We start from the raw sequence: 13,707 nt of genomic DNA, 5'->3' as shown, positions 1-13,707 counted from the left end.
TTCAGAGCGGCTGCGGCAACACGCGGAACGCGCGCAGCACGGAGTGCGTGCGGCGCAGGTTGCGCAGCACCGCCTCGACGTGGGCGAGGTCGCGCACGGCAACGACGAAGCGCAGGTCGGTGGTGCCCATGGCATCGTCCATGTCCACGCGCACGATGTCCGCCTCGCAGTCCGCCAGTTCCGACGCGACCCGTGCCAGGACGCCCTTGCCATTGGTCACGGTGACGGTGATGCCCGTCTCGAACGTGCGCGTGGGCTCCTCCGCCCAATCGACGGCGATGAAGCGTTCGCCGTCCTTGTGCTGCAGCTTCTTGGCCACTCCGCACTGCGCGTGGTGCACGACCAGTCCCTCGCCGCGCCCCAGATAGCCCACGATGGCGTCACCGGGAACGGGGCGGCAGCAGCTCGCGTACTGGACCGATGCGTTCTCGCTGCCATCGAGCGTGATGCTGCCCTGCGACACCTTCTCGTGGGCGCTGTAGCGCTCGCGCGTGAGCAGGAGGGCGTCGGGCCGCTGCCCGCCCTCGGACAGCAGCAACACCAGCCGCTTGGCCACGATGCTGGCGATGCGCTTGCCCAGCCCCACGTCGGTCATGAGCTCCACGCGGGTCCGGTTGCCCGTGAAACGCAGCAGTTTTTCCCAGATCGCCGCATGCGCCTGTGCGTCGGGCAACTGCTCCATACCCTCGGCGCGCAGCGCCTGGGTCAGCAGCTTTTCACCCAGGCCCGCGGACTCGTTCTGCGCCAGGGTCTTGAGGTAATGGCGTATCTTGGAACGCGCGCGGCCCGTGCGCACGAAGGCCAGCCAGGCTGGGTTCGGGTGGGCGCCCGCCGTGGTGATGACCTCCACCACGTCGCCATTCTTGAGCTCCGTGCGCAGGGGCACCTGCTCGTCGTTGATCCTGACCGCGGTCGTCCTGTCGCCCACGTCGCTGTGGATGGCGTAGGCGAAGTCCACCGCCGTCGCCCCCCGAGGCAATGCCAGGATCTGGCTCCTGGGCGTGAACACGTAAACCGCGTCGGGGAAAAGGTCCACCTTCACGTGATCCCAGAACTCGGCGGCGTCGCGGGTCTCGTTCTGGATGTCGAGCAGGGACTGCAGCCACTTCGTGCCCAGGCGCTCGGCCGCGGCGCCTTCCGCGTTCTGGGCCTTGTAGAGCCAATGCGCCGCCACGCCGGCCTCGGCCACGATGTGCATTTCCTCGGTGCGGATCTGGAACTCGATGTTCAGGCCCGCCGGCCCCACGAGCGTCGTATGCAGTGACTGATAGCCGTTGAGCTTGGCAATCGCGATATGGTCCTTGAACTTGCCCGGCACCGGCTTGTACATCTGGTGCAGCACGCCCAGCGCCGTGTAGCAGTCGGTCACCGAATGCACGATGACGCGGAAGCCGTAGAGATCGGTCACCTGGGCAAAGCTCAGGTGCTTGAGGTTCATCTTCTGGTAGATGGCGAACAGCGTCTTCTCGCGCCCCGCCAGGCGCACAGCCATGCCCAGGCGGGAGAAGGCGGCGTCCACGTCGGTCTGCACCTTCTGCACGATGTCGCGGCGGCGGTTGCGCGACTTGGTGACCGCCTTGGACAGGGTGGCGTAGCGCCAGGGATGCAGATGGCGGAAGGCCAGGTCCTGCAGTTCGCGGTAGGTCTGGTTCAGCCCCAGGCGGTGCGCGATCGGAGCGTAGATCTCCAGCGTCTCGGACGAAATGCGCCCCCACTTGCTGCGCGGCATGTCGGAGAGCGTGCGCATGTTGTGCGTGCGGTCCGCCAGCTTGATGAGGATGACGCGCACATCGCGCGCCATGGCCAGCAGCATCTTGCGAAACGATTCGGCCTGGTTCTCCTCGCGCGTGTTGAACTGCAGCTTGTCGAGCTTGGTCAGGCCATCGACCAGGTCCGCCACCTGGGGGCCGAAACGGTCGATGAGGTCCGCCTTGGTGATGCCGCAGTCCTCCATGGCGTCGTGCAGCAATGCGGCCATGAGCGCCTGGACATCCAGCTTCCAGCTGGCACACAGGGCCGCCACGGCGATCGGGTGCGTGATGTAGGGCTCGCCGCTGTTGCGCAACTGCCCCAGGTGTGCTGCGTCGGCGTAGCGATAGGCCTGGCGCACCTGTTCAATGCCAGCGCTGTCGAGGTAATCGAGTTTCTCCATGAGCGCGGCAAAGCTCGCTGCCGCAGCATTGGCTGCCGCCGCGGAAGGGTTGGCCGGCGCCGCAGGTTGCACCTGCGCGCTGGCGACAGTTGCTTTGTTCGACCCAAGGTTCATGGCTCAAATGTAACTTGCTCGGCCGATCATGTTGCGGGCGCAAAAAAAGCACCGACAAGCGGTGCTTCTTTGGCGTTGCGGGCCAGGTGACGCCAAGCGGTCAGCCAGGCACCTTCTTGAGCATCTCCAGCCCCACCTTGCCTGCTGCGATCTCGCGCAGGGCGGTCACCGCCGGTTTGTTGCGGCTCTCGATCTTGGGGGCATGGCCCTGGCTGAGCATGCGGGCGCGGTAGGTGGCGGCGAGCACCAGCTGAAAACGGTTGGGAATTTGCTCGAGGCAATCTTCCACGGTAATGCGGGCCATGGGGGTCTCTCCAGGGGAATCAGGGGATGTTGAGCGATTCAAAGGTGTCGGCCCGGGCGCGGCGCTGGGCGGCGTACTTGAGACGCTGGGCGTGAACAATGGTTTTCAGATCGAAAAGCGCTCGTTCAAACACCTCGTTGATTATAACGAAGTCGAATTTGCCGGCCTGCGCCATCTCCTCCTCAGCGTTCTTCAGCCGCAGATCGATCACGTCGGCGGCATCCTCGCCGCGCCGCTCCAGGCGCGAGCGCAACTCCTCCCAGCTGGGCGGCAGGATGAAGATCAGCACCGCGTTGACGAAGGCCTGCTTGATCTGCAGCGCACCCTGGTAGTCGATCTCCAGCACCACGTCCGCGCCCAGGGCCACGCGCTCCTCGATGGCCTTGCGCGAGGTGCCGTAGCGCCGCCCGTGCACGTTCGCCCACTCCACGAAGCCGTTGGCCGCCACCATGGCGTCGAACTCCTGCTCGGAGACGAAGAAATACTCGCGCCCGTGCTTTTCCTGGCCACGGGGCGCACGCGTGGTGTGCGACACCGAGGGCTGCACGTGCGAGTCCAGCTCCAGAAGCGCCTTCACCAGGCTCGACTTGCCCGCCCCGCTGGGAGCAGAGACTACGAACAAATTTCCGGGGTAATCCATATGGGGCGTGCGTTAATCGCTATCAAAACCGGATTATCGACTGGATGCGGCGGCAGGCATGGGTCCGGCGGGAAGAAGTCTATCAGCCAGCCCGCCGGCCAAAGCCGCACGCGCGGCCCGGTGGCCTGCGCAACCCACCCCGCGCCAGCCACAAGGCAGCCGGCAAATTCAAATTGTTAAGCACTGCCAATCGATGTTAGTAAATGCAAACTTCCGTTGATTGGGCCTTGAAACCACTACAGAATCAAAGCCACTGTTTCAAGCCGCTGCTGCGGCGCCGACGGTTGCCTCACATGGCAACAAAACGCAAAGCACGCGACACAGAACGAGCACCAGGGGGGATGAGCGAGCCACACGGCTCTCGATCGTCGACTGACCGATTGGAGGTTGTATGCCCAGTACCCTGAGTTATCCGGGTGTCTACGTCGAGGAAATATCCAGCGGCGTGCGCACGATCACCGGTGTGGCGACTTCAGTGACCGCGTTCGTGGGCTATACGCGCATGGGCGTGCCCGACAAGGCCGTGCCCATCACCAGCTTCAGCGATTTCGAGCGCGCCTACGGCGGGCTGGACCGGGACAGCCCCGTCTCGTATGCGGTCCGGCAGTTCTTCGCCAACGGTGGCAGCCAGGCCATCGTCGTGCGCGTGGCCACGGGCTACGCATCGGCCGCCTGGACACTGCAGGACAGCACCCCCGCGGCAGTACTGGACGTGGCGGCGGCAACGCCCGGCGCGTGGGGCAACGGCCTGCGCATCACCGTGGACCATGCCGGCGCGCGCAACCCCGACGCCCAGTTCAACCTCGTCGTCTCGCAGCTCCAGGCCGACGGCGTGACGCTCAGGCCCCTCGAGACGCACCGCAACCTGGACATGAACTCCGCCTCGCCGCGCTATGTGGAGTCGGTGGTGAACAACGCATCCGCGCTCGTTACCGCCAAGCGCAAGGGCGGCCTCGTCTTCAACAGGGCGGGCTACGCGGTGAGCACCGCGGTGACGTTCCCGCTCACGGCCACGGATCTGGTCATCGCCGGCGTGGTCAACGGCGCCACGGCATTCAAGCTCACGCTGGCCGGGCCGGCGCCCGGCAACATGGCCGACCTAGCGAGCGCGGTGAACACGGCCATAGGCACGGCGGGATTGACCGCGGCGCTGCAGGCGTCTGAATCGGGCGCCGACGGCGGCGCCGGCACCGGCTGCCTCAAGCTCGCATCCCTGGCCAGCGGCGAATCGTCGAGCGTGGTGATTTCCGGTGGCGCCTTTGGAGGCCTGTCGGGCAGCATCCAGCTGGGCCTGGCCAATGGCGGGCGCGAGTTCACGGGCAATGCCCAGCACCGCCCGGCCGACGCATCGAACCTGGTGCCCCCCGTCAAGGGCGTCGATGGCGCGCGCGCCGGCGCGACGGAGATCGTCGGCACGCCGGGCAGCAAGACCGGCATGTATGCGCTGATGGACGCGGACCTGTTCAACATCCTCAGCATCCCCGAGACCTTCGACATGACGGACCTCCAGGCCGCGGCCGTCATCCCGGCGGCGGTGGACTTGTGCGAGAAGCGCCGCGCCTTCTACATCGTCGATGCGCCCTCGGGCAAGAACCTGTCCAACATCGCCACCTGGGCCAACGGCGTCACGCAGTCGCGCAACGCAGCGGTGTACTTCCCCGCCGTGAGCCTGGTGGATCCCCTGGACGAGCTGCGCCCGCGCGCCATGGCCCCCTCGGGCTCGCTCGCCGGCGTCTATGCGCGCACCGACGCGAACCGCGGCGTATGGAAGGCGCCCGCGGGAACGGACGCCACGCTCAACGGCGTGCTCGACCTCGCCTCTCCCCTCAACGATCTAGAAAACGGCCAGATCAACCCCAAAGGCGTGAACGCCCTGCGCAACTTCCCGGCCTACGGCCGGGTGGTCTGGGGAGCGCGCACGCTCAAGGGCTCGGATGCACAAGCCGACGAATACAAGTACATACCGGTGCGCCGCCTGGCACTGTTCCTGGAAGAAAGCCTGTACCGCGGCACGCAGTGGGTGGTGTTCGAGCCCAATGACGAGCCGCTGTGGGCGCAGGTGCGGCTGAACATCGGCGCGTTCCTTCAGGGCCTGTTCCGCCAGGGCGCCTTCCAGGGCCGCTCGCCGCGCGAGGCCTATTTCGTCAAGTGCGACAGCGAGACCACCACGCAGAACGACATCAACCTCGGCGTGCTGAACGTGATCGTGGGCTTTGCGCCGCTCAAGCCGGCCGAGTTCGTGGTCATACAGATCCAGCAGATGGCGGGCCAGATCCAGGCCTGACGAAGGAGATCCGAAATGGCACAGTTCAGCGTCAACGCCACCCGGTTCGACCCGTACAAGAACTTCAAATTCCGCGTCAAATGGGACGGCAAGTACGTGGCCGGCATCTCCAAGGTCGGCGCCCTGAAGCGCAGCACCGAGCCGGTGGAGCATCGCGAGGGCGGCGACCCATCGACCTCGCGCAAGTCGCCCGGGCGCACCAAGTACGAGGCGATCACGCTGGAGCGCGGCGTCACGCACGACACCGAGTTCGAGAAATGGGCCAACAAGGTCTGGAACTACGGGTCGGGCCTCGGCGCCGAGGTCTCGCTCAAGGACTTCCGCAAGGACCTCATCATCGAGGTCTACAACGAGGCCGGCCAACTCGCGCTGGCCTACAAGGTGTTCCGCTGCTGGGTGTCGGAGTACCAGGCGCTGCCGGACCTGGACGCCAACGCCAACGCGGTGGCCATCCAGCACATCAAGCTCGAGAACGAAGGCTGGGAGCGCGACTACGACGTGGGCGAACCCTCGGAACCCAGCTATACGGAACCGGCGTGACTGCGGAGATCCGGTCATGCGCGTGCTGGACGCCGCCGAACTGCTGTCGCTGTGGGAACGCGGCACGCCGCGCCACGCGCTGGACCGCGCCGCGCTGCTGGCCGCCGCCGCGCGCCCGGACTGGCCTGCCGACGCAATCGCCGACCTGCCGCTGGGCGCCATAGGCGCAAGCCTGCTGCACCTGCGCGCCGCGAACTTCGGCCCGCACATAGACGCACATGCCGACTGCCGCCACTGCGGCCAGCGGCTGGCCTTCGCGCTGGACGTGGCCGAGCTGCTGCGCGATGCGCCGCCCGAAGAAGCCGACGGACGCCCGATGCCCATGGCCGAGGCTGCCGGCCTGCGCATACGCGCCCCCAGCCTGCGCGACCTGGCCGCAGTCGCCGGCCTGGCGTCCGAAGACGCAGCCGATGCGCTGCTAGCGCGCTGCACGCTCGCGGGCCAGCCGGACGCCATCGACGCGGCCACACGCGCGCAGGTCGATGAGGCGCTGGAGGCGCTGGACCCGCAGGCCGATCTGGCGTTCGCCCTGACCTGCGTGGGCTGCGGCCGGCAGGACATGGCCCAGCTCGACACCGCCGCGCTGCTGTGGGACGAAATCTCCATACGCGCAGGCGCCTTGCTGCAGGAGGTGCACCGGCTTGCGAGCAGCTACGGCTGGAGCGAGGAACAGATCCTGGCATTGTCCGCCACGCGGCGCGCGCACTACCTGGCCCTGGTGGAGGGCGAATCATGAACGGCCTGCTGCAGCGCCTGGCCGCACGCGCCACCGGCAGCGCCTGGACGGTGCGCAGCGATGCGCGCCTGCCATTCGCCGGCGCGCTAAGCATCGTGCAGGCGCAGGCCGTCGAACCATCCGAACCAGCAGCCGCTCCACGCCCTGTGCAGGCGAGTGAGAGCCGTGCCGCCATTGAGCAGCAGGCCGTCCCCTCCGCCGCCGAACCGGCGCACAGCGCACGCCCCCCGGCTGCACGCACACGGCAAATGGCCACGGCGCAGGACAGCGCCACCACTGCGCCCCGGCCTGAGCAGAAGCCCGCCTCGGCGCCCCATGCCGAAGCCGATCCCGCCGGACCGACCGGACTGGATGACATGGCGCATACCACCGAAACCGTCGCCGCACCCACGACCGCGAGACACGTATCCCCGGCACATGCCCAGAGCCCCGCAGCCTATGCCGATCCGGCACCTCTACTACCCACGGGCAAGGCTCCCGAGGCCATCGCCACGCCTCACGTGCGCGCCGCGGCGGCGCATCCCGACACACTCCGCGCGCCCCATGTGCTCCCACCGCCGTGGACGCCTTCACCAACGCAAGCGGCCCCGGCGGAGCCAGCTGAAGTGCACGTGCACATTGGCCGCATCGAGGTCACCGCCATTGCGCAGCCGCGACCTCCCAGGCATGCAGCGCGCGAGCGCGCACAACCGCTGTCGCTGGATGCCTACCTCGCCCGGCGCAAGGAGCCATCATGAGCACGGCCCTGGCCATTGCCGGCGTGACCGCGGTGCTGCGCGACCTGCTCAACGACGGGCTGATCAACCACGACATCAGCAGCGTGCTGGGCTCCAGCGTCACAGTGAGCGTGCAGGCGCCGGACCGCGTGGTGGCGGCCAACGCAGCTGAGGCCTCGCAGCTCAACCTGTTCATGTACCTGGTCACGCCCAACCCGGGCTGGCGCAACGAGGGCCTGCCCGGGCGCGACGGCAGCGGCCGTACGCGTTTGTCGAACCCGCCGCTCGCGCTGGATCTTCACTATCTGCTGTCGGCCTACAGCGGCGCCGACCTGCATGCCGAAATCCTGCTCGGCTACGCCATGCAACTGCTGCACGAGACACCGGTGCTCACGCGCGCCGCCATCCGCGCTGCCCTGGTCCCCTCGCCCCCCGTGGGCAACACGCTGCCGCCGGCGCTGCGCGCGCTCGCCGATGCGGGCCTGGCCGAGCAACTGGAGCTGATCAAGATCACGCCCGTGATGCAGACGAACGAGGAGCTCTCCAAATTCTGGACCGCCACCCAGAGCCACCTGCGGCCCAGCGCCGCCTACACCGCCTCCGTGGTGCTGATCCAGGCGCAACAGCCCGCACGCAGCGCACTGCCCGTGCTCGCGCGCGGCCCGCGCGACGCCCAGGGCCGCGAGACCGGCATCGCGGTGCAGCCCGGCCTGGAGGCGCGCCTGCCGCTGCTGACCCGCGCAGAGCCGCCGGCCGGCCAGACCGTGGCCGGCATCGGCGACCTCGTCGCGCTGCACGGGCAGGCGTTGGACGGCGCGGACCGCCGCGTGCGGCTGGAGAGCGACGTGTGGCAGGTGGCGCTGGAGATCGCCGCCGAGCCCGCGCAGCCGCCGGACCGGCCCGTCGCGACCACGGCGGCGTTCTCGCTCGCCGGCCTGGCCGCGGCCCTGCCGGTGGGCATCTACCGGGTCACGCTCGACGCCACCCGGCCCGACATGCTGAACCAGCCCAGGCGCATGAGCAGCAACCGGCTGGCCCTGACGCTGGCGCCGCGCATCACCAACCTGCCGCAGACCGTGGCGCGCGCCGGCGACGGCTCGGCCACCATCACCCTGCAATTCACGCCCGAGCTGCGCAGCGGCCAGCACGCCACTCTGGTGCTGGGCAGCAATGAGGTGGCTCCGCTGGCGACCGGCGCCACACCCAGCTCGCTGCAGTTCCGCATCCCGGGCGCGGCACCCGGCAGCTACCTCGCGCGCCTGCGCGTGGATGGCATCGAGAGCCCCATCGTCGACATGGATCTCTCGCCCGGCGATACGCCTCATTTCCTGAACCTCGCGGTGAGCATCACATGAACGCCCCCGACCGCGTGACCGACTGGAGCACAGCCAACCAGCAGCTGCTGGTGGCCGAGTTCGCCCGGCTGCGCGCACTGCTGGGCGAGGAGGCGCCGCAAGGCGCCGCCTCCGCCGATGCGCAGATCGCCCTGGCACGCTCGCGCATGCCCGCGCCGGCGGCCATCGACACCCTGGCCGCGCTGTTCCAGCTGAGCCCGTTCGAGCGCGACCTGCTGCTGCTCGCCGCCGGCGTGGAGATGGACGCGCGCCTGGCCGCGCTGTGCGCACAGGCCGGCGCCGCGCAGCGGCCCTGGGCCAGCTTCGGCATCGCCCTGGCAGTGCTGCCCGACGCCCACTGGAGCGCCCTCTCGCCCGACGCGCCACTGCGCCGCTGGCGGCTGCTGGAGCCCGACGAAGGCGCCGGCCTGGTCAATGCACGCCTGAAGATCGACGAACGCGTGCTGCACTACCTGGCAGGCCTGAACCGCCTGGACCAGCGGCTGCAGGCCCTGCTGTACCCGGTGCCACACGATGCGCCGCCGCTGTCCGCCACCCAGAGTGCCGGCGTGCAGCAGCTGCTTTCCCTGTGGCAGGCCGTGCCGCAGACCATCGTGCTCGAGGGCGACGATGCCACCGGCCAGCGTGATCTGGCCTGCGCGCTGGCCGAGGGCCTGGGCGCGGGGCTGTACCAGCTCAATGGCATGGACATGCCCGCCGATGCCGCCGAACAGGCCGCATTCGCCGCGCTCTGGGGACGCGAGGCAGCACTGCTCGGCGCCGGCCTGCTGGTGCAGTGCGACGGCGCCGGCCCCGAACGGCAGGCCGCGGCGCTGCGCCTGGCCCGGCACCTGCCCGGCCTGGTGCTGCTGGCCGCGAACGCATGGCCGGCAAGCGATCTGCCCTGCCACCGCCTGCGGCTTGACCCGCCCGAGGCGCCCGAACGCCGCGCGCTCTGGCTGGCCGCGCTCGAGGAACTGGGCACGCCCATCGCCGCGCCGGCGCTGGACACGCTGGCTAGCCAATACCGCCTGGGCGCGCGCCGCATCGCCGAGATCACCCGGCAGGCGCACGCACGGAACCCGCGCGGCGATGCCGCCGCGCTGCACCACATCGCGCGCGAGGAGGCAGGCCGCCACGCCGCGCTGCCGGCCCTGACGCAGACCATCAAGCCGCATGCCAGCTGGGCCGACCTGGTGCTGCCTGCCGCCCAGCAGCAGCTGCTGCGCCAGATCGTGGCGCATGCGCGCCACCGGCTGACGGTGCACCACGCCTGGGGCTTTGCCAACCAGGACGCGCGCGGCCTGGGCCTGGCCACGCTGTTCTGGGGCGACAGCGGAACGGGCAAGACCCTGGCAGCCGAGGTCATGGCCAGCGAACTGGGCCTGAACCTGGTACGCGTGGACCTGTCGGCCGTGGTCAGCAAATACATAGGCGAGACCGAAAAGAACCTGCGCCGCGTGTTCGACTCCGCCGAACAGGCCGGCGCGCTGCTGCTGTTCGACGAGGCCGACGCACTGTTCGGCAAGCGCACCGAGGTCAAGGACAGCCACGACCGCTACGCCAACATCGAGGTCAGCTACCTGCTGCAGCGCATGGAGTCCTACTGCGGCCTGGCCATACTCACCAGCAACCACAAGGCCGCGCTGGATCCGGCGTTCCAGCGCCGGCTGCGCTTCGTGGTGCACTTCCCGTTCCCGGACCAGGAGCAGCGCGAAGGCATCTGGCGCGCCGTGTTCCCGCAGGCGGCCCCCCTGGCCGCCGACGTGGACTTCGCGCGCCTGGCGCGGCTGGACGCCACGGGCGGCAGCATCCGCAACATGGCCCTGGCGGCGGCCTTCCTCGCCGCGGAGGCCGGCACGGCCATAGGCATGGTGCAGCTGATGCAGGCAGCCCGCACGGAGGGCGCCAAGCGCGAGCGGCCGTTTTCCGAGGCGGAACTGAGGAGCTGGGCATGATCGCCGCCTACGCCGCCGCCAAGCCGGTACTGCAGCGCAAATGCGCCTGCGGCGGCAAGTCGCGCTGTCCGGCCTGCGAAGCCCGAAAGCGCCTCGGCACCGACCTGGGCCTGCAGCCGCGCAGCGCGCCCGCGCAGGACGGCGCCGCCACCGCCGAGGCCGCACAGAGCCTGGTGCAGGGCACGCTGCGCGGCCCCGGCCAGCCGCTGGACCGCGCCACCCGCCTGGCCATGGAGCCGCTGTTCGGCCACGACTTCGGCCGCGTGCGCGTGCATGCCGACGCGCAGGCCCAGGCCTCGGCCCAGGCCGTCGGCGCGCTGGCCTACACGGTGGGCCAGCACATCGTGTTCGGCCCCGGCCAGCGACCCGCCGCCGGCCCGCTGCTGGCGCACGAGCTGGCCCACACCGTGCAGCAGCAGGGCACGACGGGTAGCCTGCAGCGCCTGGCGATCGACGGCGCCGACAGCGCCATGGAGCACGAGGCCGAGGCCGCCGCGCAGCGCGTGGCAGCCGGCCGGCCGGCGCAGGTGCGGCTGCGCGCCGGCAGCAGCCGCCTGCACCGCGTTCCCGTCAGCAACGAAGCGGCGGGCGGCTGCGGCATCTGCTACGACACGGCCTACCCCGGCCAGGGGCCGGCCAACGCCGGCCGCGTGGCGCACACCGTGGTGCAGGCCGCGTTCCTGGGCCTGGGCACGGGCATGGCCGCCGCGCGCCTGGACGAGATGCCGTTCAGCGCGCCCGGCGACGAGAACGGCCGTCTCGATCTGGTGCAGGCCACCCCCACGGGGCTGGCCATCGGCGAGATCAAGCCTTCCACGCCGGCCGGGCTGGCCCAGGGCGTCAAGGACCTCGCGTACTACATGGAGCAGGTGCAGGCCGTCTATCCAGACCGCACCATCACGCCGCTGGTGGCGGCCATCCGGGTCGGCAACGGCCTGACCATGCCGGACCCGCTGGCCCAGGCCGCCGGCTGCGCGCAGCAGAAGCTCGGCGTGCACCTGATGGAGCCCGGCATCTTCGGCTACTTCTGCACGCCGCCGTATAGCCAGGCGCGCAGCCGCTGTCCCTGCCGCAAGCAGCCGCCCCCGCCCGTGCCGGTGCCGGTTGAGAAGGACGTCAAGGTCAAGGAAAGGAAGCCCGCGCGCAAGGACAGCCAGGAGCGCGCACCCGGCGGCAGCCTGGTGCCCGCCTTCGCCGCCGCGCTGGCGGCCACGGCCACGCTGGCCACCCTGGCCTCCAAGCTCAAGGGGCTGGCCAAGAGCCGCCTGCTGGCCGCGGCCTCGGCGGTGGCCATCGTGGCGCTGCTGGCCAAGGGCGCGGAAGCCAGCATCGGCCCGGGCGAGGACCCGATCGAAACGCTGATCAAGTCCGGCGACGCCACCGGCCAGCCCATCCCCGACGACATCAAGGAAGCCCTGCGCAAGGACGACCGCCTGCGCAAGCTGCTGACCGAGGCGGCCCGCACCGGCAACTACGATGCCGCCCGGCGCGAGGCGGCCGAGCAGCTGACGCGCGTGGTGGCGCAGAACCTGGACGCCTTCAGCGACGAGGAGCTGCAGGCGCTGCTGCAGGCCACCGACGGCGTGAAGGGCCAAATGCCGCAGGGCGAGGTGACGGTCGAGCAGATCCGCCAGCGCATCGCGGCACGCCAGCGCGGCGGCGGTGCGGGCAGCGGCGCCGGCCCCGCCGCGCCGGCCGGCGACAGCGGTAGTGGCAGTGGCAGTGGCAGTGGCAGTGGCAGCGCCGCCACGCACGAGGAGCCGGCCGCACCGGAAACTGCCCCCGATGCGGCGCCACCAGCCCGTCCGCAGCCCGCCCAGGCACCGGCCGAACGGCTGGTCGAGGGCATGGCACGCCCGGCCGCCGGCGGTCCGCGCTTCACCGAATCGGCCCGCAACAAGCTGCTGGAGGCGGCCCGCGCCATGCAGCCGCCGCTGACCGATGCCGAGGTCGACGAACTGCTGCGCCGCATGGGTCCGGCCACCGGCAAGACCGAGGACCAGGTCGTCGAATCGCTGCGCCAGGGCATGGCCGCGCTGCGGGCCGGCAAGGCGGCGCAGGACAGTCCGGCCGCCGATCCGGCCCCGGCCAGCCCGGACGCCACGCCCCCGCCGGCGGCCGACCAGGACAGCCTGGGCGATCCGCAGGTGGTGCCTGCCGACCCCGCCAAGCCGCCCACGCGCACCGACAAGGACGTGATCCCGATCTACGACGAGGTGCTCGCCAAGCTCGAATGGATCCAGCCCGGCAACAGCTACCTGCTGATGAACAAGCCGCCCTACCTGAGCCGCCACAGCTACCCGATGACGCACTTCGGCCGCGACAGCCAGGGCCGGCTGTTCGTCGGCTCGGTCATGGTGCGCATCGACAAGCAGGCCGGCAACCAGTGGACCGTCACGCTGCAGGCCGGCGCGCCGCTGTACACCACCGGCCGCCGCTACGGCACCACGCGCACGCGCTCGGCCACCGTCACGGCGCCGGCCGCAGCCCTGGGCACGGGTCCCGCCAAGCCGGCCAAGGGGGCGAAGCCATGAACCGCATCGTGCTGCACATCGACCGGCTGGTGTTGCGCGGCATCGATCCCGCCGACACCCCGGCGCTGGCGGCGGCGCTGCACGACGCGCTGGCGCAGCAGCTGGCCGCGCCGGGCGCGGCCGCCGTTCTGCCGAGCCTGCCGGCGGCGGCGCGGCTGCGGGCCGGCCGCGTCACGCTGGCCGCCGATGGCGACGCCGGCGCCCACGGCCAGGCGCTCGGCCAGGCCGTGGCACGCCTGCTCATGCCAGGAGTCGGCACATGAATCAACAGCGTCAGCGTGGAGCGGCAAGGAATCTCCGGCCGATGTGGACATGGGGCGCCGGAAATCATGAACACCGCCCACAGGCTTCGCTTTTCCCTCAAAGGGCACCACGAATGATCCGCCGGTGCCATG

11 protein-coding genes are annotated in these 13,707 nt (G+C 70.2%); 8 read left to right on the top strand and 3 right to left on the bottom strand.

What is annotated here, in order from left to right:
• Window position 1 precedes the first annotated feature (1 nt).
• The 3 genes from ALIDE2_RS19830 to gmk form a co-directional block, all read right to left on the bottom strand.
• Window positions 2-2,266 carry a RelA/SpoT family protein gene (locus ALIDE2_RS19830; RefSeq protein WP_013517924.1) on the bottom strand — a complete coding sequence of 755 codons (2,265 nt, stop codon included), beginning with the start codon at window positions 2,264-2,266 and terminating at the stop codon, window positions 2-4.
• Between the two features lie 100 nt (window positions 2,267-2,366).
• The gene (rpoZ, locus tag ALIDE2_RS19825) at window positions 2,367-2,570 is read right to left on the bottom strand and encodes a DNA-directed RNA polymerase subunit omega (protein ID WP_011804389.1); all 204 of its coding nucleotides are present in this window, start codon (window positions 2,568-2,570) and stop codon (window positions 2,367-2,369) included.
• Between the two features lie 19 nt (window positions 2,571-2,589).
• Window positions 2,590-3,210 (bottom strand): guanylate kinase, encoded by a 621-nt coding sequence (gmk, locus tag ALIDE2_RS19820; protein ID WP_013517923.1) that lies wholly within the window; start codon window positions 3,208-3,210, stop codon window positions 2,590-2,592.
• A gap of 391 nt (window positions 3,211-3,601) precedes the next feature.
• On the opposite strand from gmk, the gene ALIDE2_RS19815 reads away from it, so the two are divergent.
• From ALIDE2_RS19815 to ALIDE2_RS19785, 8 genes are read left to right on the top strand one after another with little or no spacing between them, the layout of a single operon-like run.
• Window positions 3,602-5,494 carry a phage tail sheath subtilisin-like domain-containing protein gene (locus tag ALIDE2_RS19815; RefSeq protein ID WP_013517922.1) on the top strand — a complete coding sequence of 631 codons (1,893 nt, stop codon included), beginning with the start codon at window positions 3,602-3,604 and terminating at the stop codon, window positions 5,492-5,494.
• Window positions 5,495-5,509: 15 nt separating this feature from the next.
• Window positions 5,510-6,034: a phage tail protein gene (locus ALIDE2_RS19810; RefSeq protein WP_013517921.1), complete on the top strand. Its 525-nt coding sequence runs from the start codon at window positions 5,510-5,512 to the stop codon at window positions 6,032-6,034.
• Window positions 6,035-6,050: 16 nt separating this feature from the next.
• The gene (locus tag ALIDE2_RS19805; protein ID WP_013517920.1) at window positions 6,051-6,770 is read left to right on the top strand and encodes a hypothetical protein; all 720 of its coding nucleotides are present in this window, start codon (window positions 6,051-6,053) and stop codon (window positions 6,768-6,770) included.
• Window positions 6,767-7,507, top strand: coding sequence for a hypothetical protein (locus ALIDE2_RS24700; RefSeq protein WP_013722983.1), 741 nt, complete (start codon window positions 6,767-6,769; stop codon window positions 7,505-7,507). The genes ALIDE2_RS19805 and ALIDE2_RS24700 overlap by 4 nt, the downstream gene beginning before the upstream one ends.
• The gene (locus ALIDE2_RS19800; RefSeq protein WP_013517918.1) at window positions 7,504-8,841 is read left to right on the top strand and encodes a Pvc16 family protein; all 1,338 of its coding nucleotides are present in this window, start codon (window positions 7,504-7,506) and stop codon (window positions 8,839-8,841) included. Before ALIDE2_RS24700 ends, ALIDE2_RS19800 begins: the two co-directional genes overlap by 4 nt.
• Window positions 8,838-10,778 (top strand): AAA family ATPase, encoded by a 1,941-nt coding sequence (locus ALIDE2_RS19795; protein ID WP_013722982.1) that lies wholly within the window; start codon window positions 8,838-8,840, stop codon window positions 10,776-10,778. Before ALIDE2_RS19800 ends, ALIDE2_RS19795 begins: the two co-directional genes overlap by 4 nt.
• Window positions 10,775-13,312, top strand: a complete 2,538-nt coding sequence (locus tag ALIDE2_RS19790) for an eCIS core domain-containing protein (RefSeq protein WP_013722981.1) — start codon at window positions 10,775-10,777, stop codon at window positions 13,310-13,312. The genes ALIDE2_RS19795 and ALIDE2_RS19790 overlap by 4 nt, the downstream gene beginning before the upstream one ends.
• Window positions 13,309-13,575: a hypothetical protein gene (locus ALIDE2_RS19785; RefSeq protein ID WP_013517915.1), complete on the top strand. Its 267-nt coding sequence runs from the start codon at window positions 13,309-13,311 to the stop codon at window positions 13,573-13,575. Before ALIDE2_RS19790 ends, ALIDE2_RS19785 begins: the two co-directional genes overlap by 4 nt.
• The last annotated feature ends 132 nt before the right edge of the window (window positions 13,576-13,707 follow it).

Origin of the sequence: Alicycliphilus denitrificans K601, assembly GCF_000204645.1 — a bacterium.
Taxonomy (GTDB): domain Bacteria; phylum Pseudomonadota; class Gammaproteobacteria; order Burkholderiales; family Burkholderiaceae_C; genus Alicycliphilus; species Alicycliphilus denitrificans.
This window is presented reverse-complemented; position numbering and strand designations above follow the sequence as displayed.

Excerpts from the sequence above, each read along its gene's own strand:
- ALIDE2_RS19830 (WP_013517924.1), bottom strand. The coding sequence starts at position 2,266 with ATGAACCTTGGGTCGAACAAAGCAACTGTCGCCAGCGCGCAGGTGCAA.
- rpoZ (WP_011804389.1), bottom strand. The coding sequence starts at position 2,570 with ATGGCCCGCATTACCGTGGAAGATTGCCTCGAGCAAATTCCCAACCGT.
- gmk (WP_013517923.1), bottom strand. The coding sequence starts at position 3,210 with ATGGATTACCCCGGAAATTTGTTCGTAGTCTCTGCTCCCAGCGGGGCG.
- ALIDE2_RS19815 (WP_013517922.1), top strand. The coding sequence starts at position 3,602 with ATGCCCAGTACCCTGAGTTATCCGGGTGTCTACGTCGAGGAAATATCC.
- ALIDE2_RS19810 (WP_013517921.1), top strand. The coding sequence starts at position 5,510 with ATGGCACAGTTCAGCGTCAACGCCACCCGGTTCGACCCGTACAAGAAC.
- ALIDE2_RS19805 (WP_013517920.1), top strand. The coding sequence starts at position 6,051 with ATGCGCGTGCTGGACGCCGCCGAACTGCTGTCGCTGTGGGAACGCGGC.
- ALIDE2_RS24700 (WP_013722983.1), top strand. The coding sequence starts at position 6,767 with ATGAACGGCCTGCTGCAGCGCCTGGCCGCACGCGCCACCGGCAGCGCC.
- ALIDE2_RS19800 (WP_013517918.1), top strand. The coding sequence starts at position 7,504 with ATGAGCACGGCCCTGGCCATTGCCGGCGTGACCGCGGTGCTGCGCGAC.
- ALIDE2_RS19795 (WP_013722982.1), top strand. The coding sequence starts at position 8,838 with ATGAACGCCCCCGACCGCGTGACCGACTGGAGCACAGCCAACCAGCAG.
- ALIDE2_RS19790 (WP_013722981.1), top strand. The coding sequence starts at position 10,775 with ATGATCGCCGCCTACGCCGCCGCCAAGCCGGTACTGCAGCGCAAATGC.
- ALIDE2_RS19785 (WP_013517915.1), top strand. The coding sequence starts at position 13,309 with ATGAACCGCATCGTGCTGCACATCGACCGGCTGGTGTTGCGCGGCATC.